Here is a 26,187-nt window from a genome sequence, read left to right on the forward strand (position 1 = left end):
CAGTCGCTTACTGACTCGCGGCCAACTCTGCCGGTGAGATGAGCGTATTGAATTGCTCACACCAGACCACCACCGTTGCGTAATCACGCACGGCGACTCCCGCCGGGATGGGATAGGCCTGGATACCGGTGAATGACTTGAGCGGCCCCAGGTCGATGAACATGGTCTCCTCCACCCGCGTATCCGGGTCGACCCCCTTTTGGGGCACCAGATAGAGGTGATACTTGGGTCCGGGGCCGACGGCGAAGTCTTCCCCCAGTTCGATCCGGTCGTCATAGACGGTGAGCCCCCCGCTGCCGTAATGGATACGGTCAGCGGGATCGGCTTGGACAAAACGTCCGCCGGCCCTGACCGCGTCCGCCCGACCGGGCGTGGCGGCCGCACTGTCGGCAGCCGACGGCGAGCGGGAATGGGCCGCAAAGTAGTACCCTCCCCCGCTACCCAGGGCTACACCAATCAATAACCCCACCACCAGGTGCCAGCGTATGGCGGGGTCCGTCGCCGGACCCCGCGGCGCGGACCGGGTCAATGCGCGGACCCCTTGAGCGCATTCACCATCCCCTCGATGGTGTCCTTGGCGTCACCGAAGACCAGCGAGGTATTCTCTCTGTAGAACAGTAGGTTATCCACGCCGGAATAGCCCGGGCGCATGGAGCGCTTGAGGAAGAAGACCTGCCGTGCCTTGCCCGCCTCCAGGATCGGCATCCCATAGATGGGGCTCGTCTTGTCCTCCTTGGCGGCCGGATTCACCACGTCGTTGGCGCCCACGACCAGGGCCACGTCGGCGCCCGGGAACTCCGGATTGATCTCGTCCATCTCCAGCACGCGGTCGTAGGGGATGTCGGCCTCCGCCAGCAGCACGTTCATGTGACCAGGCATGCGGCCCGCCACCGGGTGGATCGCGAACCTGACCTCCACCCCGCGCGCCTCCAGCTGCTCCATCAGCTCTTTGCATGAGTGCTGGGCCTGTGCCACGGCCATGCCGTAGCCGGGGATGATGATGACCTTGTTCGCGTCCTCCATCCAATAGACCGCATCCTCCACCGAGGACGACTTGACACCGCGCTGCGCGGCCTGCGCGCCAGCGCTCGGGTCCCCCGTTTCATCACCGGAGCCGAAGCCGCCGAACACCACGTTGATGATGGAGCGGTTCATCGCCTTGCACATGATGAAGGAGAGGATGGCGCCGGAGAATCCGACCAGGGCGCCGACGATGATCAACAGGTTGTTGTGCAGAGTGAAGCCCGTGGCCGCCGCCGCCCAGCCCGAGTAGCTGTTGAGCATGGAGATGACGACCGGCATGTCCGCGCCGCCGATCGGGATGATCAGGGTCACACCGATGACGAAGGCCAGCAGCGTCATGATGGCGAGCGCCCACACGGCCCCGGTCATGGCAAAGTGGACGCCCAGCCCGATGGTGGCGATGCCCAACGCGGCATTGAGCAGGTGTTGACCGGTGAACTTGACCGGCGCACCGCTCAGCAGGCCCTGGAGTTTGCCGAAAGCAATCACGGAACCGGTGCAGGTGATGGCACCGATGATGACACCGGCCGAGAGTTCACCCATCATCACCGCACCCGGGTGGCCGGTATTGATAAAGGTGCCGATCGCCACCAGCACCGCCGCCAGACCGACGAAGCTGTGCAGGGCCGCCACCAGTTGGGGCATGGCGGTCATCTGGATGCGCATCGCCAGGATGGTGCCGATCACCGCCCCGCCGGCCACGCCGGCGATGATGAAGCCGTAGGAGCGGACCTCATGGCCGAGCAGGGTGGCGGCCACGGCGATCACCATGCCGAGCATGCCATAGAAATTGCCGCGGCGCGCCGAGGCGGGATGGGTAAGCCCCTTCAACGCGAAGATGAAGAGGATGGCAGAGACCAGATAGGCCACCGCCTGGGTATTGACAGAGAATTCCATGGGCATTCCTTAAAGTTGGTTAAGCGTCGGGTGGACCGGGGAGCGACGCCCCTACTTGGCCTTCTTCTTGAACATGGAAAGCATCCGGTGGGTCACCAGGAAACCACCGAAGACATTGATCGAGGCGAGCAGCACGGCGAGAAAGCCGAGCAGCTCGGTGCCGATGCCGGCCTGCTCGGACCCGGCCACCAGCAGGGCGCCGACCACCACGATGCCGGAGATGGCATTGGTCAGTGCCACCAGTGGGGTATGCAGCGAGGGCGTGACGCCCCAAATGACGTAATAGCCTATAAAACAGGCCAGTACAAAGACATAGAGGGCAAGCAGCGATTCAGACATGGCATTGGTTTCCGTTGGGTGCGCCGGGCGCACCGTGGGATTGAGGGTTCCGGCTGCGGCGGTGGGCGCGGCGCGCCCTACCCCAGCATTGCCTGCGTGATGTCGTCCTTGCTCAGATCCTTCAACACCGGTCCGGCGTCGCCCTTATCGACCATGATCTCGATCAGGTTGAACAGGTTCTTGGCGTAGAAGGCGGAGGCATCGGCGGCCACCATGGACGGGTAATTGGTATGGCCCACGATCACCACCCCATGACGCTCCACCACCTGGTCCGCGACGGTCAGCGGGCAGTTACCGCCACCGGCCGCCGCCAGGTCCACGATCACCGAGCCCGGGCGCAGGCGCTGCACCACCGCCTCGGTCACCAGCACCGGGGCCGGCCGACAGGGGATCTGCGCGGTGGTGATGATGACATGGGCCTTGGCCAGTTGGTCGGCCAGGGCCGCCTGCTGGCGCGCCTTGGCCTCGTCGGACAGTTCCTTGGCATAGCCGCCGGTCCCCGCCCCGCTCTCCCCGAGGTCGAGATCGATCGGCTTGGCGCCGAGCGAGAGGATCTGCTCGCGCGTCTCGGGGCGCACGTCGTAGGCAAAGACCTCGGCACCCAGCCGGCGGGCGGTCGCAATCGCCTGCAGGCCCGCCACCCCGACCCCCAAGACCACCAGCCGGGCCGGCTTGGCCGAGCCGGCGGAGGTCATCATCATCGGGAAGAAGCGCCCGTAGCGGGCCGCCGCCTCGATCACCGCCCGGTAGCCGGCGATGTTGGCCTGCGAGGACAGCACGTCCATCGACTGGGCACGCGAGGTCCGGGGCATGCGCTCCATGGCGAGCACCCGGATACCCTTGGCGCGCATGGCGGCGGCCATCTCGTCCTCACCGCAGGCCTCCATGAGCCCGATATAGATGCCACCCGGGCACATGGCCGCGACGTCCGCCGCCTCGGGGCGCCTGACCTTGAGCAGCAGGTCGCTGTCGTAGGCGCCGGCGCGATCGGTGAGCCGCGCACCGACCGACTCATAGTCGGCGTCCGGATAACCGGCCCGCACCCCGGCACCGCGTTCAACCAACACCTCGAAGCCCTTGGCCACGAGCTTCTTGATCACCTCGGGCGTAGACGCGACACGCGCCTCTCCCGCCCGAGTCTCCAGGGGAACCCCGATCTTCATGCTGTTATGTTCCTGTCGGTGTGGGAGGGAGGCCGCCGGCGGGGCGGCATGATTCGGATCATTATCATGTCGGGGCTCAATGCAGGCAACTACCGGAACCGGGTCCACTGCACGAAGCAGCCCGGTCACCCCGGCCGCGGGCGTCGCTGCCCTGCACGCGGCCGAATATGGGCCTTCAGGTGATCACACTCGATCCGGGCCTCAAGACTCCGGCACCGACCCTTGCGGCAGACCGACCGCGGTCCGAGGAGCGGCCCGCCGGCCGCGCGATGCGCTATGCTTACCCCGTCGAGACCGCCTAAACTTACGAGCATTGCTGCCAGCGGGCGTTGCTGCAAACTTGCTTGGCGCCCAAGACCCTTTAGATCCGACCGCCGCAGGTGCGCCACCATGTCAGACGCCAACGAACCACTCCCGACCGCCGCGGCGCGCGTTCCTGTATCCGAGCCGGCCGCGAACGCGCCCAAGCCGACGACCCCAACCACCGATCGGCCGACCGACCGCTCCGCCCCGCCGCGCCGCCGCGAGGGCATCGAGCACTCGTTCCTCGGGGCACACATCCCCGAAACCATCGACCGGATGGTCAACGCCAATCTCGCCCGCAGCACGGGGGGCATCTCCCCGGCGGTGCTGGCCATGGCCTATTTCGACTGGCTGGTGCATCTCGGGCTGGCGCCGGGTAAACAGGCGCTGTTGACCGAAAAGGCCGTCCGTAAAATGGTGCGATTTACCCTGTACGCCGGCGAGTCGATGCACGACCACCAGGCACCGCCCTGTATCGAGCCCCTGCCCCAGGATCGGCGGTTCGCCGACCCGGGCTGGCAGCAATGGCCCTATAACCTCATTTATCAGTCATTCCTGCTCACCCAGCAGTGGTGGCACAACGCCACCACCGACAACCGCGGAGTCGACAAGCGCAACGAGGCCATCGTCTCATTCGTGACCCGGCAGATTCTCGATATGTTTTCGCCGGCGAACTCCCCGCTCACCAACCCGGAGATACTCAAGGCCACGATGGAGGAAGGTGGCCAGAACCTGGTCCGCGGCTGGGCCAATTTCATGGCCGACATGAAAAGCCAGATCGGCGGCCAACGCCCGGACGACACCATTGAAAGGTTTGTGGTCGGGCGCGATGTCGCGATCACACCCGGGCAGGTCATCTTCCGCAACCATCTGATCGAATTGATCCAGTATCAGCCAACGACACCGCAGGTCTATGCCGAGCCGGTGCTGATCGTGCCCGCCTGGATCATGAAGTATTACATTCTCGACCTGTCGCCCCATAATTCTATGATCCGCTATCTGGTGGAGCAGGGGCACACCGTCTTTACCATCTCCTGGATCAATCCGCGCCCCCAGGACCGTGATCTCGGCATGGATGATTATCTGCAAGCGGGGCTGATGGCGGCGCTGGATGCAGTGAGCGCGGTCCTGCCACATCGCAAGATCCACGCGGTCGGCTATTGTCTGGGGGGAACCCTGCTCACCATCGCTGCCGCCGCCATGTCGCGCGACGGCGATCACCGCATCAAGACACTGACCCTGCTCGCGGCCCAGACCGATTTCAGCGAGGCCGGCGAACTACTGTTGTTCATCAACGAAAGCCAGGTGGCGTTTCTGGAAGACATGATGTGGGAGCAAGGCGGCCTGGATGCCGATCAGATGGCGGGCGCATTCCAGTTGCTGCGCTCCAATGACCTGATCTGGTCGCGCATGGTCCATGACTATCTGTTGGGTCAGCGTCAATCCCAGACCGACCTCATGGCCTGGAACGCCGATCCAACCCGGATGCCCTTCCGCATGCATTCGGAGTACCTACGCCAGCTTTTCCTCGGCAACAAGGTGGCAAGCGGCCATTACAAGGTCAATGATCGCCCCATCGCCATCACCGATATCCGCGCGCCGATCTTTGCCGTCGCCACCGAACAGGACCACATCGCGCCCTGGCGTTCCGTCTATAAGATCAATCTGTTGACAGACGCCGACGAGGTCACCTTTGTACTCACGAGCGGCGGCCACAATGCTGGCATCGTCAGCGAGCCGGGGCATGCCCGGCGCCGCTACCAGATGGCCCATCGCAGCGATCGGGATTGCTATATCGATGCCGATACCTGGCAGGCGACGACACCCACCCAGAGTGGCTCCTGGTGGCCGGCCTGGCAGGGGTGGCTCGCCGAGCATTCGGCTGAACAGCGCGTGGCCCCGCCGCCGCTGGGGGCGCCGGACAAGGGCCTATACCCGATCTGCGCGGCACCGGGGACCTATGTGTTGGGCACCTGAGTAGCGGCAGGCGCAACCAATCGCATGCTGCCGCTGGCGCTCTTGTTGTTGGGTATCGGGCTATTGCTGACTGGCATCAGCCTCTTGTCAGATTCACTCAAGCGCATTGGTGGCCCCAGGTTTCTTCACCTGGCGGCGCGGTATATGACACCGCGCTGGAAGGCACTGTTACTCGGAGTGGGCGCCGGTGCGGCACTGCAGAGTACATCGGCGGCGATGTTCACTCTGGCGAGCCTCATTTCAGTCGGCAGCGTTACCGCGAGTCAAGCGATGTCCGTCCTGACCGGTTTCAGTGTCGGCAATTGCCTCATACCTTTTCTGATATCCTTCAAGATCCGGACGGCGGTCTTTTTTCTGGTCGGCGTGTCATCCATCCTGCTCTATTTCAGCAAGGAAGAGCGGCTGCGAAATGTCCTCAGCGTCGCGTTCGGACTGGGGCTGATATTTCTGGGCATCGAAATGATGCTGGATGGCGTGCGCCCGTTGCGCGCGGAGCCCTGGTTCGAGCAGGTCCTGGCCGTGGCAGGTGAGTGGCATGGACTGAACATCTTCGTCGGCGTCTTGCTGGGATTCATCGTGCAATCCTCGACCGCCGTCGTGGTGGTCGCGATCGGCCTGGCCAAGGGAGATATTCTGACGAGCGAGGAAGTCTTACTGGTTATCTATGGCGCGGCGCTGGGCTCGACCGCCTTCAAGGCGCTGCTCGGTGCCGCGCTGAGCGGATCAGCACGTCAACTGGTGCGGTTCGAGAATCTCTTCAACGTCACCGGCGCGGCACTCTTCATTATCTTTTATTATATTGAAATATACCTGCATATCCCGCTGGTCATGGCCTTGATCGCCCGGCTCAGCCCGGATCCCGCATTGCAGGCGGCCTGGGCTTTTCTGTTATTGAACCTGAGCGCGGCGCTGATTTATATTGCTATTCACGATCCGATTGCCGCGCTACTCGCTCGCCAATTCCCGCCCGCCGCGAAAGAGGTCGTGATCGTCGTCCCGGCCACACCGGGGCCGGAGTCCAAGGCTTCAGCCTTGGATGGACAGGACCAAGGCTGAAGACTTGGACTCCAGAAGATGGCAGCTGGCCGGAAAGATGATCAAGTCCTTAGCGCCGTTGGGGGCGTCTCGGACGCAGTAACGATGACTCAGCCCGCAGGCAGCCACTCCTGCGCCAGGATGTCTGCAACCGCCCAAGGGCACTGGTCAGGAAACCCACCCATCCCGGTTTCATTGATGGCGAGCGTCACTGCATCGGCCCATATCGCCTCTTGCCATTCGGGATCGGCAAGCTTTGGCTTCAGACTGGGGACCTGTTTGAGATGGAAGGCGAGCGCCCGGCGTTGCTCTCTGATGGTGCGCTGCCAACTGGTGCTTTGACGTTCCGGCTGATACTGCCACTTGAGGAGGTGGGCAATCAACACGGCCATGCGACTGGCGAGTTCCCGTTGTTCGCTCTTGCCCACGTCTTCTATTTCCTCGGCAATGTGTTCGAGGTCGAGTTGGTCAAAGTGTCCGGCCCGGAGCAACCGCGCCTGTTCGTTCGACCAGGCAACCACGTCTGTTTCGTAACTGGCGGCCGTCATGCTGATCACCGATGAGCGGATAGAAAGGTCAACCGGCGGGGCCGGGTCTGGCAGCGATCTTAGGCCCGGCGCAGACGACGGGCAAGCGGGCGGTCTGGCCCGCTGACGCCGGGGATCGCCCGGCGCCCCGCATCAGTGCTGCATCCATCGGCATTTGCTGATATTCTGGTGACGGACTGGGGCGCTTGCCCCAGCGCCCAGTGCCCGATCTGTGACCAGCAGGTTCCCGGAGCCCAAATCCCATGACGCAGATTCACAACGATCAAGCGCTGCGCGAGGCCGTCCAGACGCTCGCGCCCGACCGGCAGCGACTGCTCGGTGGCCGCTTCGCCCAGCGTGTTGCGCACCTCGGCAAGGACGAACGCGTCAAGCGCGCCATCGACACGGCGCTGCGCGAAGGCGTCGGCGCGGGGGAACTCGAAGACGCCTTCAAGGCCGCCAAGGGCCATGCGATCAAGACCTACACCCAGTGCGGCAAAGACACCGATTGGCCGGCGCAGGCCGATCACTTCGTCGCCGCCGCCGCCGCGGCAGCCCTGACGCCCGAGGCGACGCCCGAGGCGACGCCGACCGGACTCAAGACCGAGCGGCAGAACCCCGCCTGGCGGGCCGCGGTGCAGGCGCGCATGGCGAGCAATTGCGCGCTGATGGAGGGCGATGACGTGGCGGCGCAGACCGAGGCCGAGCGTCAGTATGCCATCGCTAATGCGTTTTTCGCCCAGGGCTCATCCGGGACTTGAGCGTTGTGCAGCGAAAAACGCATTATAAAACAATTATAAATCTGGCTTTCCGCTCGCCTTTGGGGCACCTGACATGCCGATATCAAAGAACAGGTGGCTGATCTCCCCCAGCCGCCGCCAGCATCTCGTCGTAGACCTCCCAAGCAGCGGCGGCATCCGCCGCGCTGACGCGGTCGACGGCGTAGCCCAGGTGGACGACCACATGGTCGCCGACGCTCGGCGGCTCATGCTGGAGCATGAACAGGTTCACCTCCCGTGCGGCGCCCTTGGCGGTGCAGCGGGCGAGGAAGCCGTCGATGGACTGGATTTGCATGGGGATGCCGAGACACACGGTGGACGACCTCCGAACCCTGGCGAAGCGACGCAGACTAGACGCCTTGGTCCCGCGGGGCAAGACGGGCTTTACTCGTGGCAGCCCGTCGCGGCCTGGGGCCCGCGCCTACCGACTGGAGCGGCATGGTGACCTGCAACACACTGATCCTCGGACTCGGCAACGTGCTGCTCACGGACGAGGCAGCGGGACCCACGGTGGTGGCGCAACTCGAGTCCGAGACTGCGCCCGCCGCGCAACTGCGGTTCCTCGACGGTGGGACCTTAAGCTTTACCCTGGCACCGCCGATTGAGGAGTGCGAACGCCTGATCGTAGTGGACGCCGCGGCCATGGGCGAGTCCCCGGGCAGCGTGCGGGTCTTCGAGGGCGCGGCGATGGACCGCCAGGTGAGTCGGCCCGCCACCAGCGTCCACGAGGTCAGCCTCGCGGACCTGATGGATATGGTGCGCCTGACCGAGCGCCTGCCCGCGCGGCGTGCACTGATCGGCATCGAGCCCGCGCTGGTCGACTGGGGCGATGGGCTCACCCCGGCAGTGACGGCGGCGGTCCCGCAGGCCATAGCCCAGGTGCGCGCACTGCTCGCGTGCTGGGATGCACAAGACGGCACGCAACCGTGACCCCGCAAAGACAATCGAGTCTATAAAGAGCGCTAATTTCGAAGGCCTGACGACGGCGCCGGGCGACCCGCATCCACCGTCCTGACCAGCCTGATTTAGGAGGGACCATGTCAGTCAACCACACGAGTCTGGGTGAGCGCCTGCGCGACCAAGGCATCACGCGCCGCAGCTTTTTCAATTACTGTGCCACTATCGCCTCCCTGATGGCACTGCCACCGGGCGCGGTCCCGGCCATCGCCGCGGCCCTGGAGGCGGCGCGCCGCCCCAGCGTGATCTGGCTGTCCTTCCAGGAATGCACCGGCTGCACCGAATCACTCACGCGTAGCCACTCGCCAACCATCGAAGACCTGATCCTGGGGGTGATCTCGCTCGACTATCACCACACCCTCCAGGCCGCCGCCGGGGCCGCCGCCGAGTCCGCCCGCGAACAGGCGATGAAGGAGAACGACGGCAAGTATTTGCTGATCGTCGACGGCTCACTGCCCGGTCCGGATGCGAACCCGGGTTATTCCACCATCGCCGGCGTCAGCAACTACGCCATGCTGATGGCAGCGGTGCAGGGCGCCGCGGCCGTCATCGCGGTCGGCACCTGCGCCGCCTTCGGGGGGCTGCCGGGCGCTGACCCCAATCCCACCGGGGCGGTGTCGGTGATGGACGTGGTGAAGGACAAACCGGTGGTCAATGTCTCCGGCTGCCCGCCGGTCCCCATGGTCATCACCGGGGTGCTCGCACACTTTCTGACCTTTGGTCGGCTGCCGGAGCTGGACGAATACCACCGGCCGCTCGCCTTCTTCGGCCAGTCCATCCACGACCGCTGCTACCGCCGGCCCTTCTATGACAAGGGCCTGTTCGCTGAGACCTTCGACGACGCGGGCGCCCGGGCCGGTTGGTGCATGTACCGGCTCGGCTGCAAAGGCCCCAGCACCTATAACGCCTGCGCCACCATGCGCTGGAACGCGGGCATCAGTTGGCCGATCGAGGCCGGGCACCCCTGCCTGGGCTGCTCCGAGCCCCGGTTCTGGGACGCGGGCGGCTTCTATACGCAGTTGTCGGTGCCGCTCGGCATGCCCGACAAGGCCCTGTTGGCGGCGGGTGCGGCCGGCGCAGTCATCGGCGGCGTGGTGGCGACCAAGGCGAAGAGCCGGGTCAGGGCCGAGTTGACCGACCGCCAACCGGTCACGGTGCAAGAGTTGGAGCAGAAACTATGATCGACCCCATGGCCTTTCTGTTACTCACCAAGGGCCCGCTGTTCACCGTGGCGATCAGCATCTGCGCCCTGGGTCTGGCCGCGCGCATCCTGGAGATCCTGGTCATCGGGCGCAAGCCCAACTACTCGGAACCCCGCGCGGGTGAATGGCTGCCGGGCCTGCGGGCCGTCGTCACCCGCAGCATCGCGGACCCGGGCACCCTTAAGCGCGCACCCTTCGACGTGGTGGTGGGGTGGCTCTGGCACCTCGGTTTCATCCTCACCCTGCTGCTCTTCATCCCGCACATCGCCCTGATCCAAAGCCTGTTCGGCCTGTCCTGGCCGGGCCTGCCCAACCCGGCGGTCAATCTGGTCACCGCCGTGACCCTGGTCGCCCTGGTCGCGACCCTGGTCCACCGCCTCACCCACCCGGTGAAGAAGCGCATCAGCACCATGGAGGACTACCTGGTGTGGGCCGTGGTCTTCCTGGTGGTGCTCTCCGGCTACCTGGCCTACAACCGGATCATCAACCCCTATCCGCTGGCACTGGGGCTGCACATCCTGAGCGCCGAGATCCTGCTGATCTGTCTGCCATTCACCAAGCTCACCCACATCTTCACCGCATTCATCGCACGGTGGTACAACGGGGCCAGCTTCGGCCGCCGGGGAGTCCAGTCATGAAGCCAGCCGCCACGGCATTCACGCTGGAACGGGGCCTGGCCGCCTTCCGCGCGGAGATTGACGGCCCGGTGGCCGCCTTCTTCTCCAGTTGCGTCCACTGCGGCATTTGCGCCCAGTCCTGTTCCTTTTATCTTGAGACCGGCGATCCCAAATACACGCCGATCCTCAAACTGGAACCCCTGCGCCGCATCTGGGCCGCCGAGTTCACCCTGGTCGGCCGGCTCAAGGGGCTGCTGGGACTCAACAAGAAGGTCACGGACGCGATGCTGACGCAATGGGAGGAGCTGATCTATGACTCCTGCTCCATGTGCGGACGCTGCTCACTGGTGTGCCCGGTGGGTAACGACATCCAGGCGATGGTGCGCAAGTCGCGCGAGGGCATGGTCGCCTCCGGCCACGCCCCTGAAGGGCTGATCGGCGCCTGCGTGCGGGCCATCCAGACCGGCAGCCCGATGGGGCTCCAGTGGAAGACGCTCCAGGTCCAGATCAACCATGTCCAGACCAGCACCGGACTCACGGTACCGATCGACCAGGCCGGCGTCGACTATCTGGTGATGCTCTCCTCCATGGAGATCATCAACTTCCCGGAATATCTGGAGGCCATCACCCGCATCTTCGACCACGCCGGAGTGACCTGGACGCTCAGCACCCAGTGCTTCGAGGCGACCAACGCCGGCATCCAGATCGGCAACAAGGACGTGGCGAAGATCCTGGTTCAACGGGTGGTGGATGCGGCCGTCGCGCTCGGCGTAAGAAACGTCATCAGCCCCGAGTGCGGTCACGCCTACACCGCCATCCGCTGGGAAGGGCCCAACCTGATCGGCAAGTCGTACCCCTTCAAGGTCTTCCACATCATCGAGATACTGGACCAACTGCGCACCGCGGGCCGGATCAAGACCGAGGGTTTGGAGACCGACCGCCTGTCACTGCACGACCCCTGCAACCTGGCGCGCAAGAGCGGCGTCATCGACGAGCAGCGCCATCTGATGGACCTGGTCGCCGGGAACTTTGTCGAGCTGAACGAGCACGGGCGCTTCCAGTGGTGCTGCGGTGCGGGCGGCGGGGTGGGCTCCAACGAGCGGGCGGCGGACCTGAAACTCGCCGCCTTCCGGCGCAAGAAGGCGCAGATCGAGGAGGTGGAGCCGGCGCGGATGGTGACCATGTGCGCCTCCTGCCGGACCCAGCTCGAGGAGGGGCTGGAGCACTTCAACATGGACATCCCGGTGATCGGTCTCACCGAACTGATCGCCGAGCACTTGGTCGATAAAGAAGAGGACCCATCATGAGCGAACGCCTCGTCGTCGACCCCATCACCCGCATTGAGGGCCATCTACGCATCGAGGTCGAGCTGGCGGGCGCCAAGATCGCGCAGGCCTACAGCTCCGGCACCATGGTGCGCGGCATCGAGACCATCCTAAAGGGCCGCGACCCGCGCAACGCCTGGGCCTTTGCGCAGCGCATCTGCGGGGTTTGCACCCTGGTACATGGACTTGCCTCGGTGCGCGCGGTGGAGGAGGCGCTGCTGATCGAGTTGCCGCCCAACGCCCAGTTGATCCGCAATCTGATGATCGGCGCCCAGTTTGTGCACGATCATGTGATGCACTTCTACCATCTGCACGCGCTCGATTGGGTGGACGTGGTGAGCGCGCTGTCCGCCAGCCCGGAGGCGACGTCCACCCTGGCCCAATCCATCAGCCCCTGGCCCAAGTCCTCCCCCGGCTATTTCCGGGACGTGCAGAAGCGCCTCAAGGGCTTCGTGGACTCCGGCCAACTCGGCATCTTCGCCAACGGCTACTGGGGCCACCCGGCCTACAAGCTGCCGCCGGAGGCCAACCTGATGGCCGTTGCACACTATCTGGAGGCCCTGGCCTGGCAGCGCGATGCGGCGCGCCTGCACGCCATTTTCGGCGGCAAGAACCCGCACCCCAACTTCGTGGTGGGCGGCGTGGCCTGCCCCATCGATCTCAACTCGGACTCGGCCATCAACGCCAAGAAGCTCGCGGAGGTACAGACCGTCATCGCCTCTATGCAGCAGTTCGTGGATCAGGTCTATGTGCCGGATACGCTCGCCATCGCCGGCTTCTACCCGGACTGGTTCCAGCGCGGCGAGGGGCTCGGCAACTTCCTCTGCTACGGGGACCTGCCCGCCAGCGGGCTCATGGACCCGGAAGGCTTCCTGTTCCCGCGGGGGGCCATCCTCAACCGCGATCTCAGCACCATCCACGAGGTGGACCTGCACGACGATTCCCAAGTCCAGGAGTTCGTCTCTCACGCCTGGTACGACTACCGGGGCGGCAAGGACGCCGGCCTGCATCCCTACGCCGGCGAGACCACACTCGATTATGACGGGCGCGGCGGGGTCCAACCGCCCTACTCCCAACTCGACGTCACGGACGGCTATACCTGGCTCAAGGCGCCGCGCTGGAAGGGCCACGCTATGGAGGTCGGACCGCTGGCGCGGGTGCTCATGCTGTATGCCACCGGCCACGCCCAGACCAAGGAGCTGGTCGACATGACGCTTTCGACCCTCAAGCTCGAACCCCGCGCGCTCTTCTCGACCCTGGGTCGGACCGCCGCCCGCACCCTGGAGACCAAGATTCTGGTCGACGCCATGCAGGGCTGGTATGACAGTCTCATCGCCAACATCAAAGCGGGCGAGGACCGGACCTTCAACGAGGGGCGCTGGGATCCGGCCACCTGGCCGCGCGAGGCACGCGGCGCTGGCTTCATGGAGGCCCCGCGCGGCGCGCTGGGCCATTGGATCGTCATCAAGGACGGGCTGATCGAGAACTACCAGGCGGTGGTCCCGTCCACCTGGAACGCCGGCCCGCGCGACCCCGCCAACCAGCCCGGCGCCTACGAGGCCGCGCTGGCGGACAATCACCAACTGGCCGATGTGAAGCAGCCACTGGAGATCCTGCGCACCATCCACTCCTTCGACCCCTGCATCGCCTGCGCGGTCCATTTGGCCGATCCAGGCAGCGGGGAGCGGATCGAGATCAAGGTGACTTGATGCCAAGGCCCAACGGTGGACGCACAGGGACTTCCTTCTCGCGCAGTGCCTGCGCGACATCGGCGTGACCATGGCGCTGGGCGACCATTAATGCCGTCTCGCCATCCGAGTTCCTGGCGTTCACCGCGGCACCCCGGTCGAGCAGCGCCCGCACGACCTGAATATCTCCGGTGAGCGAGGCGAGCATCAAGGAGGTCCTGCCCATTTGGCTCGCCGCGTCCACCACGGCCCCCTGCGCGAGCAGCATTGCCACCACCTCCCTGTGGCCCAGGACCGAGGCGAGCATCAACGCGGTCCAGCGGGCATCGCTCTTTGCCCAGTCCGAGCGGCCCTCCTGTTGCAGTTCCACCCAGATCTCGGCAGGCGTCGGTTGGCACGGCGGCTTCAACCTGATCCTTTCGGGTCCAGGCGACTGCCGCTGCGCCGGTTCGACCTCGCGCTCGGCATAGTAGACCAGGGCGTCCCTCCAGCGGCGCGGATCGCGGGCTTCCAGAACCGCGCCCTGGGCGAGCAACTCCCGCACGACCTCGGCGTGGCCCCAGGCCGCGGCGATCAGCAAGGGGGTAAGGCCTGTTGGGTCCTTGGCATCGACCGCGGCACCCTGGGCCAGGAGCGCCGGCACGACCGCGTGGAGATTGTTCTGCGCGGCCGCGTGCAGGACGGTTTCTCCGCGCTTGTCCTTGTCCTTGGCCGGAACCGCGGCACCCTGGTCAAGCAAGGTCTGCACGACCTCTGCGCAACCGCTCTGCGCGGCATTGAACAAGGCGGTTGCGCCTCGGGCGTCCTGCGTATCGACCGCGGCACCCTTCCCCAGCAGTGTCTGGACGACCTCGCGGCAACCGCTCCCCGCGGCATAGTCCAAGGCGGTTACACCGCGCTCATCCCTGGCCTCGACCGCGAGGCCCCGGTCGAGCAGCCCCCGCACGAGGTCCAGGTGGCAGCCACCCGCGGCGTCCACCAACAGCCTTGCGTCGGTCGCCGCACCCTGGCCGAGCAGCGCCCACACGATCTCACGGTGGCCGCGCCGCGTGGCATAGTGCACGGCGGCGGCACCCATCTGGTCCTTGGCCGCGACCTCGGCGCCATGATCCAGCAGTGCCTGCACGAGCGCCGCCCGATTTTGCTCTGCGGCGAACATCAATGCAGTCCTGCCATTCTGACCGCGGGCATCGGCCGCGGCACCCTTCGCCAGCAGCGCCTGCACGATCTCGCCGTAGCCGCGTTGCGCAGCCTCAAGCACCAGATGAGCCCCGCGCTCAGTCTTGACCTGGGCCGCGGCGGCGTGGTCGAGCAGCGCCCGGACGACCTGCGTGTCACCGTGACGCACCGCAAATTCCAACGCGGTCGCGCCCATGCTGTTCTTGGCCTCAGAGTTGGCCCCCTGTGCGAGCAAGACCCGCACGACCGTCGCGTTGCCCCGCTGCGCGGCGCTCAACAAGGGGGTGTCGCCCTACGCATTGATGACCTGGACATAGGCGCCCTTTGCGAGCAGGGCCTGCACCACCTCGAGGTCACCCCGCTTCGCGGCCTCGTCCAAGGCGGTCTGACCGTCACGGTTCCCGGCCTTGACGTTGGCGCCTTTCTCCAGTAGTACCTGCACGACCTCGCCATGGCCCTCCGGAGCGGCGTCCAACAAGAGGGTGCGGCCATACTCATTTTGGGTCTCGACATCGGCGCCGCGCTCGAGCAGTGCCCGCACCAGCTCCGGGTAGCCGGAGTGCGCCGCCCCTGAGACGAGGGAGGTAGCCTCTTTGCCCCGCGCATCGATAACGGCGCCCCGCTCGAGCAGAAGCAGCGCCTTTTCAAAGCTGTGCTGCGATGCGGCCATGGCCAGTGCGGTCTTGCCGTTACTCGCCTTCGCATTTAAATCGGCACCCTGGTCGAGCAACGCCCGCAGGGTCGCCGGGGGGCCATTACAGCTCGTGGCCGATATCAAGGCGATTGACCGGCTGCGATCTCTGGCATTGACCGCCGCACCCCGCTCGAGCAGCGCCTGTACGACCTCCGGGGAACTATCCGAGGCGGCACGCCACAACGTCATCTCCCCGGCACCGTCGCGGGCAGTGACCGCCGCGTCCGTGTCGCCCTGGGCCTTGATCGGCACGCCCACGGCGCGGGGTACCCGGGATGAGCCGGCTGTCGTCCGCTCTTTCTGCGCGGCGGCCAGCAAAGCCGTGACCTGGTGGCGCGTCTTGGCATCAACTTTGGGGCTATTGGTCAGCAGCGCCTTCACGACCAGCGTGTGGCCCTGCCGGGCCGCAACCGTCAGCGCGTCATACCCTTGGCGTCCCTGGCATCGACCGGTGCGCCATGGGCGAGCAACAACCGGACGACCCGCGGATCACCCTGGCGTGCAGCGAGCATCAACGCGGTCGTGCCGTCGCTGCCTGGGGCATCGACGTTGGCGCCTCGGGCGAGCAGCTCCAACGCGAGCGCGCGAGAATTCCAGTATCGCAATGCCTGAAGCAAAGGAGTCCAACCGTCCGGGTCCTTGGCGTCAGGGTCGGCGCCCGCCTCGAGCAGAATCTGCGCGACGCCGCGGTCACCTTTCTGCGCGGCGATCAGCAAGGCAGTGCGACCCTCGCAGTCTCTTGCTTCGGCCGCGGTGCCCCAATAAAGCAGACTCCGCACGACCTCGTCCTGACCCTGCTGTGCGGCAGCCAACAGACGTTCGGCCCACGCCGGGCCGCAGCCCGGCAAGGCGAGTGCCTGCTGAGACGGGGGCTCGGCCAGCGCCGCGACCGAACACCAGAGGGCGAGCACGGACGCCATCGGCCGCGCCAAGAACCAACCAGAAAACGTTTGCGGTGCGCATGACATGGCCATCCTTCCTTCGGCTCTGTGTGGTGCTGAGAAGCAACTGACGGCCACCGGTGGTGATGCAAGGCCCTGGCGGCCTTGATCGGCGCCGACCCTCGCGTATGGTACGACAAGACCGAAGAAACTCCTGGCCACCATTCAAGAGCCGGGCCGCCGCAGTCAGTCCCGCTTGATCTCATGGGGGATCGATTCCGGCATCCTGCCGAACTGACGGCCCTGCAGGATCGCCAACCTTGGCTACAATGAATACCGGCAACGCACGCTACAGCGCGCCGTGGATGGCCGGCTGACAGTGCGCGCCGCACCGCATGGAGCCCAGTATGACTCAATCCCCGATCGAGTCCCCGGACGCCGCTGCCGAGCCGGACCTGACACCCGCACGCCCGCCCAAGTCGCGCGTGTGGCTGCTGTGGCTCACGGCGGGTCTGATCTGCGTCGGCATCCTCGGCAGCAGCGCCTATGTGAGCCAGGCGACCTACGGCACCGAGATCGCCCAGGCCACCCACGAGGCGGGCCTGACGGTGGATGCATTCAGCGCACACACCATGCATCTGCTCAACCACGTGGACGCGCTGCTGCACGGCCTGCGCTGGGTCTACCGCCAAACCGGCTCGCTGGCGCAGACCGAGCACTCTATGGATGCACTGGCATTCGACCGGACCGCGATTCACAACCTCTATCTCATCGGCCCCCAGGGGACCATCCTCATCAGCCACGACCCGGCGGCGCGCAACCGCAGCGTGGCCGACCGGGAGTATTTCCGCTTTCATGCAGCGACCCCGCAAGACCGGCTCTTCATCTCGGCCGTCGAACCGGGCCGCATCACCGGCCGCTATCATTTCCGCATCACGCGGCGCATCGACAACCCGGACGGATCCTTCGGCGGGCTGGTCCTCGCCGCCGTGGACCCGCAGTCATTCACCGGCTACTGCCGGGAGTTGCACATCGGTACCCAGGACGTGACCGCCCTGCTCGGCACCGGCGACCGGCGCCTGCGGGCCCGCATCCCTGAGCCCAGCCCCGAGCAGTGGGCCGCACCGATTGCGTCTTCTGGCCCTCACCGCGCTGGCGGCCTCGGTGCTGCACGGCCGGGAGTGGCTCGCCATCGCCAACCGACGCCTGCACACACTGTATCTGCGGGTGCGGTGAACTGGCCCTGTTCGATGCACTCACCGGACTGCCGACCCGCACCCTGTTCGCCGACCGACTGGGACGCAGCCTGCTGATCGCCCAACGCAATCAGGCATGCTGCGCCCTGCTGTATCTGGATCTCGACGGCTTCAAGGCGGTCAACGACAGCGCCGGACACGAGGCGGGCGACGCGGTACTCCAAGAGATTGGCCGGCGGCTGGTCTGCGCGGTGCGCGCCATGGACACGGTATCTTGTTTCAATCGCCTTCTCGTTCCCGCGCCGGAGCCTGGGACCCACAAAACGGGGCCCGCGCGCTAATTCACCCAGACCTCGACCCGCCGGTTCCTCTCTCGGCCTTCGGGCGTGTCGTTGGAGGCGACCGGAGCCTCGTCACACAGGCCGGCCACCCGCGCCACCCGTAGCCCCTCGACGGCCAACTCCTGGCGAACGATCTCGGCGCGCTCCTGGGAGAGTCGGCAGTTCTGGTCACGGCGCCCGGCGGTATCGGTGAAGCCGATGAGCATGAGTGAGCGGCCTTGATACTTACCGCTGGCGATCAGGCCGGCGACCCGCCCGATGTCACGGCCGGCGCGGGTATCGAGCTCGGCAGTACCGGGGCGAAAGCGAAAGCGGGTCCCGATCTCGGCGGCGGCCTTGGCGGTCAGTTCGCGCCACTTCACCGACTTGGCGCGCGGGTCGTCGCCCGGGTCCCCGGCCGGTGTGGGTTCGGACAGCGCCACGGTGATCAGGCCGGTATTGCTGACGACCGACTGACCCGCGTCGGATAGGGCGAACTCAATGAACTTGAAGACACTCGCATTGGCGGGTGTCTGCGCGGTGTAGAGAAAGAGCCGCCGGGAGAGCAGATAGTCCTCGGTCCGGACCGTGTTGAGGCTGGGTCGGCGCGCCTCCACCCCGGTGTCGGCCAGGGCGATGGCCTTGTTGGTGCCGACATAGTTGAGTCCGATGAAACCGATGCCCAGGGGATCGGCGCCGACGGACACGGAGAGCTTGCCGCTGTCCTCGAAACGCTGGGCGGTGCCGGCCAGGGTCTTACCGTGCTTCACCAGGACCGCCTCGTTGAAAAAGTCCCAGGTGCCGGACTTGTGGTCGCGGGCATACACCGCGATGGCCCCCGCGGTGCCGCCGACCTGGGACCAGTCGGTAAGGGTCCCGCTGAAGATATCGGCGAGCTGCACCAGCGTCAGCGTCTTCACCGGATTGGCGGGGTGGACGATGACGGCGATCCCGTCGAGCGCCAGCACGTGCTCACTGGCGTTGGCGCTGAGGTCGCCCAGCGTCGGCAGCAGCGCCTGGCGTTCCTCTGACTTGATCGGGCGCGAAGACATGCCGATGTCGCTGCTGCCGGACTTCAGATCGGTGAAGGCAGTCTTGGAGCCGTGGGCCTCGACCGCGATCTGCCCCTGCGCACCGTCGCGTTCACCGACGATGAACACCTCCTCGTCCTTGGCACCCGGCACCCGGTGGACCTGGGTGTAGCCCTCCGCTTTCAGGAAGGCCTCGGCCAGCGCCGGCAGCAGCTTGCCGCCGATGGTGTTGGAGCCGTGAAAGCGCAGCAGCGTGGCGGCGACCGGCGCGGGCGGCGCCGCGGGTGCCTTGCAGCGCTGGGTGACGGGGTCCAGCGACTCCGGGGCGTTACAGTGGGGCGCAGCCGCCGCTTTAGGCGCCTGGCAACTGTTGCTCGCCGGATCCAGGACTGCGGGCGGGGTGCAGCTGGGCGCCGCCGCGACCGTGGGTGCTTGGCACCTGTTGGTAAGCGCGTCGACTGTCTGAGGCGCGGTGCAAACCTGGGTCCGCGGGGTGATGCAGCTGTTGCTGACGAAATCCCAGTGGCCCGGCGCGGCGCAATCGATCGTCCGGGTCTGGCCCAACAAGATGCCGACACCGAGCAGCAGGACCATCAGTGCGCCGGCACCGATGAAGAGGCCGCGGCCCCCGCCCTGTGGCTGCGCGAGTTTGCTGCCGCATTCCGGACAGGCGGCCGGGCTGCCGTCCTCCGACTGGATCAGCGCGCCGCTGTCGGCCTTGCCGCACTTTCCGCGGTTCGGACATTGGTATCTGGTAGCCATCGTTCTGCTTCTCACGTCGTGACCGGTCAGACGGGCCACGCCTCATCCGCAAATTAAGGAGGGTAGCCTAACCGGTCTTGATGACTGTCCGGTTACCGAGGACATGCGACGCATGGCGACCGCGCCGTCACGGGCGAACCGCCCAAAGGTTCCGGACAAGACAAGGTCGAGGCTTCAGCCGGTGGCGGTCGAAGCGAGGCTCCGGCGACGACGCGCGGGCACCACCGGCTGAAGCCTCGACCTGCGTTCACTCTGGCGCCGGCGCAGCCCGAGCGTGAACTCGTCCACTCCATTCAGATGCCTGGCTCCCTTGTCCACACCCCCGCAGAGGACTGATAATCCTCTGCCGTCGCCACTCCCAACCATTGGGCCTAGCCATCGAGACCGCTTGAACAGGTCGCCAGTCAGGGAAATGGCTGCAAGGCGCTTGGCATCCATGAGGGTGGCCGGGTCCGAACACCAGGCCCGGCAGCGACTCCCAGGCCCCCATGAACCGCCTTGAACCAAGGATGACGCCTCTACTCAATAGGAATCTGTCCCCCGGCAACGAGGCAAAAGAACCTTGCTTCCAAAGGAGAACCAGCGTTAGAATTTTCCTCCATGCTGCTTGCGTTAATTTTTCGTAAACGCAAGAGGAGGGCATCGTGTCGACCTCCAGTTCGGGCAAGCGGGCACTGATCCGGCATCTCAACACCACGTTGCCGGCCGCTGAAGGACGTACCCCTATGATCGCGATTATTATTTACAAGGGCTCTGGCAGACTGGTTGGTATCATTACGTTCGGCGTTTTTTTTGGCATCGTAGGTGGGCTTAACCTAATATTTGGTAAGGGATTTTCTCCGCAGTACATGCAATATGCAGCAATCGTCTCACTGTTACTTTCTGGTACCATTTTATGGAGCGAAGGGAGACGACTTAACACGCATGGTGGTCGAGTCGATCATTCGTTTTTTTTCATTCCTATGGAGTTATGGGGAATCGCGTCCGTTTTTATGGCTGGCCTGCTGGTTCTTAGGGCGCTTGCGGGAATCAGTTACTGGCTCTTCTTCATTGCCCTCGCATTGGGAGTTGCGGCATTCTTCTGGGCTGGCAAGACGCCTGAAAAGAAGCGGCGCAACTCAAGTCCCGGCAGGACGCAGAAAGCACGGCCCCAGAGTAGCCCGCGAGCATCCGGCAAAGGCCGGGGCACAGCGCAGGCGCTGCTCGATGAGGTTATCGTTCTTCATAAAAGGAATGCCCAATGGGGAGACATACTGACGGCGCTCAATCCCACGCGCGACCCCAAGACTCAGGAGATCTTGAACGCCATCCGCGGTCCGCATATGTTCGCGCCTCGCACTGCGCTCGGAGTCATTGAGTGGGGGTGTAGATCAGTCCATCCGGCCGCAACAGTTATCGAGGCACTGAATGCGGCGCTCGAGAACATGAACAAAGTGCTTCGCTGCGGGGACTAGGTAACTTGCACGGATGCGGCTACCCGGAGCGATGAACAAGGCCCAGTCAGCGGTTCACAGTTGGGCCTTGATCATCGTTCCGGCCACCAAGGCGGGTCGGTTGCCGTCAGGCCGACCGACTGGGAGCGCCGCACCCCAGTGCGGCGAAACCTCGCAAGTCATCGCGGCGTTGCGGTTTACTGCGAGGCCGGGCCGCACTGGGGTGCGGCGCCCCCAGAGTTGCGGCGCTTTGCGCCGCATGGATCCGTGGCCGGAATGATGATCAAGGCCCACAGTTGCGCCAGACGCTTCTCTGCCGTTACCACCGTCGGCGCATCCGCTTTCAGTGCGATGACCCGTTCCAGGTAGCCCTTGGCACCCGCCCTATTGCCACTGGCATCGGCCACCTCTGCGAACGTTTGAGATTGGCATCAAGGCGCGCAAGCCCTGCGGTCTGTAGCGAGATCCGAGACGTTCCGGACGGGGCAAAATGCCCCGTCCGGCCCCGGCGTGCGACGCCGATCCCACACGCCTGCCATCGCGACACTTGGGCCGCAAGCCCTTTCCCTTTATCCTGCGAGCCCCTGCCGACGCCACACCGGCGCACCGCCCCGCCCCCCGAACGCCCTCGGACCTATGCCATGCCCGATCCGCATCCACTCGCCATCGCCCCGGACGCCCGCATCCTGCTGGTGCGGCTCTCGGCCATCGGCGATGTCGTCTTCGCCTCGCCGCTGGTCTCGGCGCTGCGCCGCGCCTGCCCGCAGGCCCATATCGCCTGGCTGGTGCAGCCCGAGTGCCGCGCCCTGCTGGACCAACACCCGGATCTCGACGAGGTGATCGTCTGCCCAATGACCCACTGGCGGCGGCTGTGGCAGCAGCGCCACGTCGGCGAACTGCTGCGCGGCCTGCGGGCCATGCGGGGGGTGCTGCGCGAGCAGCGGTTCGATCTGGCCATCGACCTCCAGGGGCTCGCCAAGAGCGGCATCCTCACCTGGCTCTCGGGGGCGCCCGAGCGCATCGGCCTGGGTTCGCGGGAGGGCAGCGCCCGGCTGATGACCCGTAGCATTCCGCGCGGCGGGGACCCGCGGCGCGTCGGCTCGGAGTATCTATATCTTGCACAAAGCCTGGGGCTGCCAACCGACCGCTTCGAGATGGTCGTCCACTATGACGGCGTGGCCGCACGCACGGCCGACGAGACCCTGGTCCGCGAGGGACTCAGCAGCGGCTATGCGGTCCTCTGCCCCTTCACCACCCGCGCCCAGAAGCACTGGTTCGAGGATCGCTGGGCGGACCTGGCCATCCGGCTGCGCCGCGATCTGGGGCTCACGCCGGTCCTGCTCGGCGGCCCACGCGACCGCGAGGCGGCGGACCGCATCAGCGACAGCGCGGCCGAGGCGGCGGACGCGAGCGGGCGCCCGCTGGTCAACCTGGTCGGCCAGACCAGTCTGACCGAGGTCGCGGCGCTAATCGACCGCGCCGCCCTGCTGGTCGCGGTGGACACCGGACTGGGACACATGGGCATCGCCGCCGGCACCCCGGCGCTGTTGCTCTTCGGCTCCACCTGTCCTTACGTGGAGACGACCCGCGTCAATGCCCGGGTGCTCTACCATCGTTTCCCTTGCTCGCCGTGCCGACGCCGGCCGACCTGCCAGGGTGCATTCCACTGTATGCGCGAGCTGACCGTCAGCGAGGTCGTGGCAGCCGCCCGCCAGGTCATCGGGCAGGCGCCATGATGGTGCCGTGGGAGCCAAGATGAGGGTCCTGCACGTCGAGGGCGGGCGCCATCTCTACGGTGGGGCCTTCCAGGTCCTGCACCTGCTGCGCGGCCTGCACGGGCGCGGCCACGAGAACCTGCTCGCCTGCCCCCGCGGCTGCGACCTGGGCCGCGCGGCGGCACCAGTCGCACGGGTCCATGGGTTGCCCATGCACGGGGATGCAGACCTGCTGCTGCTCCCGCGCCTGGCCCGGCTGATCCGCGCGACGCACCCGGACCTGGTCCACCTGCACAGCCGAATCGGGGCGGACCTGATGGGCGGGATCGCGGCCCGACTCACCGGGGTGCCAGTGATCCACACGCGCCGGGTGGACAACCCGGAGGCGCCCTGGGTGGTCGGCCTAAAATACCGGCTTCACGACCGGGTGATCGCCATCTCGGAGGGGATCGGGCGGGTCCTGCTCAGCGAAGGTCTGCCCCCGGCCAAGCTGCGGGTGGTGCGCAGCGCGGTGGACGCCGACGGCTATGACCGGCCGTGCGACCGGGCGGCGGTGGCGGCGCGGCTCGGGGTATCGGCCGACGGCCTGTGGCTGGCCGTGGTCGCCCAGTTGATCGAGCGCAAGGGCCATCGGTTCCTGCTGCGCGCCCTGCCCCCCCTGGTGGCGGCCTACCCGGGTCTGCGGGTCTTCTTTTTCGGCCAGGGTCCCAAGGCGGCGGACCTGGCGCGGGAGACGCGCGAACTGGGGCTCGCCGACCGGGTGACCCTGGCGGGCTTTCGCGATGACCTGGCGGACATCCTGCCCTGTCTGGACATCCTGGTCCACCCGGCCCTGATGGAGGGGCTGGGCGTCTCACTGCTCCAGGCGGCGAGCGCCGGGGTACCGATCGTCGCGAGCCGAGCCGGCGGCATCCCGGAGGCGGTGCGGGATGGAGAGAACGGCATCCTGGTCCCGCCGGGTGACAGCGACGCCTTGGGCGCGGCGCTCGGCGCCCTGCTCGCCGACCCGGCGCGGCGGCGCGCCCTGGGTGCCGGTGGGCGCGCGCTGATGGCGCGGGAGTTCTCCATTGATGCCATGGTGGAGGGCAATCTGGCCGTCTATCGGGAACTGGTGGAGGCCGGTCGCGGCCTGGGGGCCGCTCCTACGGCGTCGTAGGAGCGGCCCCCAGGCCGCGACGTCTCACCGCCACCCCCTTGGGCCGATGTTTGAACTGCACCTTCCACAAGAAGCCGAGCAGGTCGTCGCCCAGTGAGATCGCCTTGCGCGGCAAGGCCAGCGGGTCGAACGTGGCAGTCGCCCGGGCACGCTGGCAGGTGACGCCGGTCGCGTAACCGGCCGCGGCGGTGGCCTCGACCACCGCCAGGTTATGGCTGCCGTAGGGATAGCAGAGGTGCCGGATCGGCTCACCCAGCAGGTCCTCCAGTACGCGGCGGCTGTCGGCCAACTCCGCCGCCAGCGCACCGGCCGCAAGCCCGGCCAGCGGCACATGGCTCATGGCGTGCGAACCGATCTGGATGCCGGCGCGGCGGACTTCGCGCAGCCGCTCGGCGCCCATGAGCGGCGCCGCGGGCAGACCGTCGGCCGGCAGCCAGTCGGCGCAGCCGCCGACCAGTCCGGCCACTACATAGACGGTGGCCGGGAAGCCGTGACGCTGCAACTGCGGGAGTGCGACCTCGTAGAAATTCTCGTACCCGTCGTCAAAGGTGATCGCCACCGCCCGCGGCGGCACCGCGCGCTCACCGGCGAGACAGGCCTGAACCTCGTCCATGGTCAGCACGCTGCACCCCAGCCGTTTGAGCAAGGCCATCTGGGCGGCAAAGCGGCGCTGGTGACAATAGACCGCCCGGTGGGTCTTGACCCGCTGGAAGTCACCGACCTGGTGGTACATCAAGATGGAGATGCCGTTCATGTGAGCTGCCGGTAGACCGCCTCGGTCCCCGCGGTCATGGTCTCCAGCGAGAACTGGTGCAGATAGCGCGCCCGCCCCTGGGTGCCGAGCCGGGCGCGCAGCGCGGGATCATCGGCCAGGCGCCGCATGGCCGCGCCGAGCGCCGCCGCGTCCTCCGGGGGGACCAAGAGCCCGGTCTCGCCGTCCACCACCACCTCCGGGATGCCGCCGACGCACGCGGCAACCACCGGCAGGCCGACCGCCGCCGCCTCCGCCAGCGTCAGTGACAGTGCCTCGCGACGCGAGGGCGCGAGCACCATATCGAGCTCGCGCATCCACTGCGGCGCGGCCTCGCGAAAGCCCAGAAAGTGTACCCGCTCCGCCAAGCCGCAGGCCGCCGCCCGCGCGCGCATCGCCCGACCCCAGGGGGTCGAGTCGTCCCCGATCAGGACCAGCTGGATGCGCTCGGGGCAATCGGCGAGCGCGTCGATCGCGAGATCATGCCCCTTGGCGCGCACCAGGCGGGCCACGATCCCGCACAGCACGGCCCCCATGGGCACTGTGAGCGAGGCGCGCAGGGTTGGCCGCAACGGGACCAACAGCGGATCGGCCACGCCGTGGTGGACGACCGTCACGCGCGCCGGGTCATAGCCCTCCCCGACCAGAAAGTCAGCCACCGCCTGGCTCACCGCGATGATCCGGTTGGCGCGCCCGAAGTGTTTACCCGCGTTGGTCGAATGGGCCGTGGCCACCACCGGAAGTCCGGTCAGGCGCCCGCCGATCCCGGCATAGAAGGCTCCGCGGGTGAGATGTCCGTGGATCAGATCGGCGCCAAAGCGGCGGGCGATCCGCGCCAGTTTGACCATCGACCAGGCATCGAAAAAGCCGTGCATCGGCAAGTGGTAACCGGCGAATCCGGCCGCCCGGAAGCGTCTTGCCAGCCAGGAATCCGCCGGTCCGGCGAAGGCAAGCTCATGGCCACGCGCCGCCAGGCCCCGTGCCAACTCAGACAGGTGCATCTCCGCCCCCCCGTAGGAGTGGCTGTGCAACACGAACAGGACTCTCATGACTGTGGGCGCAACGGCTGGGACCTCGGGGATCGGTGATGACTGGGGCGGCATTATCGCCGACAACGGGCCGCGGGGTGGGCCGGGCCGCGCACCAGCTCCTGGTTCCCAAGCTCCACTTGGGAACCCCATGCCGGAAGCTCTGCTTCGCGCGTAGCGTTTCTCGCTCCCAAACTGGCTGACCCCGG

At 66.4% G+C, this 26,187-nt stretch carries 25 protein-coding genes; 13 read left to right on the plus strand and 12 right to left on the minus strand.

The features are described 5' to 3' along the window. Window positions 1-7: 7 nt before the first annotated feature. From QZY44_RS29665 to QZY44_RS29680, 4 genes are all read right to left on the minus strand, one after another. A complete protein-coding gene (locus tag QZY44_RS29665; protein WP_295456264.1) occupies window positions 8-529 on the minus strand; it encodes a DM13 domain-containing protein in 522 nt (173 codons plus the stop codon). Beyond that, the gene (locus QZY44_RS29670; protein ID WP_295456266.1) at window positions 526-1,920 is read right to left on the minus strand and encodes an NAD(P)(+) transhydrogenase (Re/Si-specific) subunit beta; all 1,395 of its coding nucleotides are present in this window, start codon (window positions 1,918-1,920) and stop codon (window positions 526-528) included. The genes QZY44_RS29665 and QZY44_RS29670 overlap by 4 nt, the downstream gene beginning before the upstream one ends. A gap of 51 nt (window positions 1,921-1,971) precedes the next feature. Then, window positions 1,972-2,259 carry a proton-translocating transhydrogenase family protein gene (locus QZY44_RS29675; RefSeq protein ID WP_295456268.1) on the minus strand — a complete coding sequence of 96 codons (288 nt, stop codon included), beginning with the start codon at window positions 2,257-2,259 and terminating at the stop codon, window positions 1,972-1,974. 77 nt (window positions 2,260-2,336) lie between these two features. Then, window positions 2,337-3,422 carry a Re/Si-specific NAD(P)(+) transhydrogenase subunit alpha gene (locus tag QZY44_RS29680; RefSeq protein ID WP_295456269.1) on the minus strand — a complete coding sequence of 362 codons (1,086 nt, stop codon included), beginning with the start codon at window positions 3,420-3,422 and terminating at the stop codon, window positions 2,337-2,339. A 390-nt stretch (window positions 3,423-3,812) separates the two neighbouring features. Here QZY44_RS29680 and QZY44_RS29685 point away from each other — a divergent pair, with 390 nt between their 5' ends. Together QZY44_RS29685 and QZY44_RS29690 are read left to right on the plus strand one after the other, a co-directional pair. Beyond that, window positions 3,813-5,702 (plus strand): alpha/beta fold hydrolase, encoded by a 1,890-nt coding sequence (locus QZY44_RS29685; protein WP_295456270.1) that lies wholly within the window; start codon window positions 3,813-3,815, stop codon window positions 5,700-5,702. A gap of 24 nt (window positions 5,703-5,726) precedes the next feature. Continuing rightward, entirely contained in the window at window positions 5,727-6,758 is a 1,032-nt protein-coding gene (locus QZY44_RS29690) for a Na/Pi symporter (protein WP_295456272.1), read from the plus strand. 89 nt (window positions 6,759-6,847) lie between these two features. On the opposite strand, the gene QZY44_RS29695 is transcribed toward QZY44_RS29690, so the two are convergent. Then, entirely contained in the window at window positions 6,848-7,285 is a 438-nt protein-coding gene (locus QZY44_RS29695) for a DUF29 domain-containing protein (protein WP_295456274.1), read from the minus strand. A gap of 242 nt (window positions 7,286-7,527) precedes the next feature. Here QZY44_RS29695 and QZY44_RS29700 point away from each other — a divergent pair, with 242 nt between their 5' ends. Beyond that, the gene (locus tag QZY44_RS29700; protein WP_295456276.1) at window positions 7,528-8,025 is read left to right on the plus strand and encodes a hypothetical protein; all 498 of its coding nucleotides are present in this window, start codon (window positions 7,528-7,530) and stop codon (window positions 8,023-8,025) included. Window positions 8,026-8,107: 82 nt separating this feature from the next. Here QZY44_RS29700 and hypC read toward each other — a convergent pair whose 3' ends face one another. Further along, on the minus strand, window positions 8,108-8,356 hold the full coding sequence (gene hypC, locus QZY44_RS29705) for a HypC/HybG/HupF family hydrogenase formation chaperone (protein WP_295456277.1): 249 nt from the start codon (window positions 8,354-8,356) through the stop codon (window positions 8,108-8,110). 128 nt (window positions 8,357-8,484) lie between these two features. Here hypC and QZY44_RS29710 point away from each other — a divergent pair, with 128 nt between their 5' ends. The 5 genes from QZY44_RS29710 to QZY44_RS29730 all read left to right on the plus strand — a co-directional run bounded on the left by QZY44_RS29710 (window position 8,485) and on the right by QZY44_RS29730 (window position 13,853). After that, window positions 8,485-8,973, plus strand: coding sequence for a HyaD/HybD family hydrogenase maturation endopeptidase (locus QZY44_RS29710; protein ID WP_295456373.1), 489 nt, complete (start codon window positions 8,485-8,487; stop codon window positions 8,971-8,973). Between the two features lie 107 nt (window positions 8,974-9,080). Continuing rightward, window positions 9,081-10,181, plus strand: coding sequence for a hydrogenase small subunit (locus tag QZY44_RS29715; protein ID WP_295456279.1), 1,101 nt, complete (start codon window positions 9,081-9,083; stop codon window positions 10,179-10,181). Then, window positions 10,178-10,840, plus strand: coding sequence for a hypothetical protein (locus QZY44_RS29720; protein WP_295456281.1), 663 nt, complete (start codon window positions 10,178-10,180; stop codon window positions 10,838-10,840). Before QZY44_RS29715 ends, QZY44_RS29720 begins: the two co-directional genes overlap by 4 nt. Beyond that, window positions 10,837-12,126 carry a (Fe-S)-binding protein gene (locus QZY44_RS29725; RefSeq protein ID WP_295456283.1) on the plus strand — a complete coding sequence of 430 codons (1,290 nt, stop codon included), beginning with the start codon at window positions 10,837-10,839 and terminating at the stop codon, window positions 12,124-12,126. The genes QZY44_RS29720 and QZY44_RS29725 overlap by 4 nt, the downstream gene beginning before the upstream one ends. Further along, window positions 12,123-13,853, plus strand: a complete 1,731-nt coding sequence (locus QZY44_RS29730; RefSeq protein WP_295456285.1) for a nickel-dependent hydrogenase large subunit — start codon at window positions 12,123-12,125, stop codon at window positions 13,851-13,853. Before QZY44_RS29725 ends, QZY44_RS29730 begins: the two co-directional genes overlap by 4 nt. On the opposite strand, the gene QZY44_RS29735 is transcribed toward QZY44_RS29730, so the two are convergent. From QZY44_RS29735 to QZY44_RS29745, 3 genes are read right to left on the minus strand one after another with little or no spacing between them, the layout of a single operon-like run. Beyond that, entirely contained in the window at window positions 13,840-15,291 is a 1,452-nt protein-coding gene (locus QZY44_RS29735) for an ankyrin repeat domain-containing protein (protein WP_295456288.1), read from the minus strand. The two genes, QZY44_RS29730 and QZY44_RS29735, sit on opposite strands and share 14 nt — an antisense overlap. Before the next feature lie 12 nt (window positions 15,292-15,303). Further along, window positions 15,304-16,122 (minus strand): ankyrin repeat domain-containing protein, encoded by an 819-nt coding sequence (locus QZY44_RS29740; RefSeq protein WP_365305561.1) that lies wholly within the window; start codon window positions 16,120-16,122, stop codon window positions 15,304-15,306. Beyond that, entirely contained in the window at window positions 16,119-16,625 is a 507-nt protein-coding gene (locus QZY44_RS29745; RefSeq protein ID WP_295456291.1) for an ankyrin repeat domain-containing protein, read from the minus strand. The genes QZY44_RS29740 and QZY44_RS29745 overlap by 4 nt, the downstream gene beginning before the upstream one ends. Before the next feature lie 368 nt (window positions 16,626-16,993). On the opposite strand from QZY44_RS29745, the gene QZY44_RS29750 reads away from it, so the two are divergent. After that, entirely contained in the window at window positions 16,994-17,899 is a 906-nt protein-coding gene (locus tag QZY44_RS29750; protein ID WP_295456292.1) for a hypothetical protein, read from the plus strand. Further along, window positions 17,881-18,123, plus strand: coding sequence for a diguanylate cyclase (locus QZY44_RS36015; protein ID WP_365305564.1), 243 nt, complete (start codon window positions 17,881-17,883; stop codon window positions 18,121-18,123). Before QZY44_RS29750 ends, QZY44_RS36015 begins: the two co-directional genes overlap by 19 nt. Here QZY44_RS36015 and QZY44_RS29755 read toward each other — a convergent pair. After that, window positions 18,120-19,895 carry a phosphate ABC transporter substrate-binding/OmpA family protein gene (locus tag QZY44_RS29755; RefSeq protein ID WP_295456293.1) on the minus strand — a complete coding sequence of 592 codons (1,776 nt, stop codon included), beginning with the start codon at window positions 19,893-19,895 and terminating at the stop codon, window positions 18,120-18,122. The two genes, QZY44_RS36015 and QZY44_RS29755, sit on opposite strands and share 4 nt — an antisense overlap. Before the next feature lie 644 nt (window positions 19,896-20,539). Here QZY44_RS29755 and QZY44_RS29760 point away from each other — a divergent pair. From QZY44_RS29760 to QZY44_RS29770, 3 genes are all read left to right on the plus strand, one after another. Next, complete coding sequence (locus QZY44_RS29760) at window positions 20,540-21,349, plus strand: hypothetical protein (protein WP_295456295.1); 810 nt, start codon at window positions 20,540-20,542, stop codon at window positions 21,347-21,349. A 620-nt stretch (window positions 21,350-21,969) separates the two neighbouring features. Continuing rightward, window positions 21,970-23,064, plus strand: a complete 1,095-nt coding sequence (locus QZY44_RS29765; RefSeq protein WP_295456297.1) for a glycosyltransferase family 9 protein — start codon at window positions 21,970-21,972, stop codon at window positions 23,062-23,064. A gap of 19 nt (window positions 23,065-23,083) precedes the next feature. Then, window positions 23,084-24,199 carry a glycosyltransferase gene (locus tag QZY44_RS29770; RefSeq protein WP_295456299.1) on the plus strand — a complete coding sequence of 372 codons (1,116 nt, stop codon included), beginning with the start codon at window positions 23,084-23,086 and terminating at the stop codon, window positions 24,197-24,199. Here QZY44_RS29770 and QZY44_RS29775 read toward each other — a convergent pair. Both QZY44_RS29775 and QZY44_RS29780 read right to left on the minus strand, forming a co-directional pair. Beyond that, window positions 24,186-24,953, minus strand: a complete 768-nt coding sequence (locus QZY44_RS29775) for a polysaccharide deacetylase family protein (protein WP_295456300.1) — start codon at window positions 24,951-24,953, stop codon at window positions 24,186-24,188. The two genes, QZY44_RS29770 and QZY44_RS29775, sit on opposite strands and share 14 nt — an antisense overlap. Then, entirely contained in the window at window positions 24,950-25,999 is a 1,050-nt protein-coding gene (locus QZY44_RS29780; protein WP_295456302.1) for a glycosyltransferase family 4 protein, read from the minus strand. Before QZY44_RS29780 ends, QZY44_RS29775 begins: the two co-directional genes overlap by 4 nt. Window positions 26,000-26,187: the final 188 nt, after the last annotated feature.

It is taken from the genome of uncultured Thiodictyon sp. (assembly GCA_903837595.1).
Classification (GTDB): domain Bacteria; phylum Pseudomonadota; class Gammaproteobacteria; order Chromatiales; family Chromatiaceae; genus Thiodictyon.

Bases quoted from the DNA above. Each gene is read 5' to 3' on its own strand.
- QZY44_RS29770 (WP_295456299.1), top strand. From the start codon at position 23,084: ATGAGGGTCCTGCACGTCGAGGGCGGGCGCCATCTCTACGGTGGGGCC.
- QZY44_RS29750 (WP_295456292.1), top strand. From the start codon at position 16,994: ATGACTCAATCCCCGATCGAGTCCCCGGACGCCGCTGCCGAGCCGGAC.
- QZY44_RS29775 (WP_295456300.1), bottom strand. From the start codon at position 24,953: ATGAACGGCATCTCCATCTTGATGTACCACCAGGTCGGTGACTTCCAG.
- QZY44_RS29780 (WP_295456302.1), bottom strand. From the start codon at position 25,999: ATGAGAGTCCTGTTCGTGTTGCACAGCCACTCCTACGGGGGGGCGGAG.
- QZY44_RS29720 (WP_295456281.1), top strand. From the start codon at position 10,178: ATGATCGACCCCATGGCCTTTCTGTTACTCACCAAGGGCCCGCTGTTC.
- QZY44_RS29745 (WP_295456291.1), bottom strand. From the start codon at position 16,625: ATGGCGTCCGTGCTCGCCCTCTGGTGTTCGGTCGCGGCGCTGGCCGAG.
- QZY44_RS29730 (WP_295456285.1), top strand. From the start codon at position 12,123: ATGAGCGAACGCCTCGTCGTCGACCCCATCACCCGCATTGAGGGCCAT.
- QZY44_RS29680 (WP_295456269.1), bottom strand. From the start codon at position 3,422: ATGAAGATCGGGGTTCCCCTGGAGACTCGGGCGGGAGAGGCGCGTGTC.
- QZY44_RS29765 (WP_295456297.1), top strand. From the start codon at position 21,970: ATGCCCGATCCGCATCCACTCGCCATCGCCCCGGACGCCCGCATCCTG.
- QZY44_RS29755 (WP_295456293.1), bottom strand. From the start codon at position 19,895: ATGGCTACCAGATACCAATGTCCGAACCGCGGAAAGTGCGGCAAGGCC.
- QZY44_RS29670 (WP_295456266.1), bottom strand. From the start codon at position 1,920: ATGGAATTCTCTGTCAATACCCAGGCGGTGGCCTATCTGGTCTCTGCC.
- QZY44_RS29685 (WP_295456270.1), top strand. From the start codon at position 3,813: ATGTCAGACGCCAACGAACCACTCCCGACCGCCGCGGCGCGCGTTCCT.
- QZY44_RS29690 (WP_295456272.1), top strand. From the start codon at position 5,727: ATGCTGCCGCTGGCGCTCTTGTTGTTGGGTATCGGGCTATTGCTGACT.
- QZY44_RS29715 (WP_295456279.1), top strand. From the start codon at position 9,081: ATGTCAGTCAACCACACGAGTCTGGGTGAGCGCCTGCGCGACCAAGGC.
- QZY44_RS29675 (WP_295456268.1), bottom strand. From the start codon at position 2,259: ATGTCTGAATCGCTGCTTGCCCTCTATGTCTTTGTACTGGCCTGTTTT.
- QZY44_RS29695 (WP_295456274.1), bottom strand. From the start codon at position 7,285: ATGACGGCCGCCAGTTACGAAACAGACGTGGTTGCCTGGTCGAACGAA.
- QZY44_RS29725 (WP_295456283.1), top strand. From the start codon at position 10,837: ATGAAGCCAGCCGCCACGGCATTCACGCTGGAACGGGGCCTGGCCGCC.
- QZY44_RS29700 (WP_295456276.1), top strand. From the start codon at position 7,528: ATGACGCAGATTCACAACGATCAAGCGCTGCGCGAGGCCGTCCAGACG.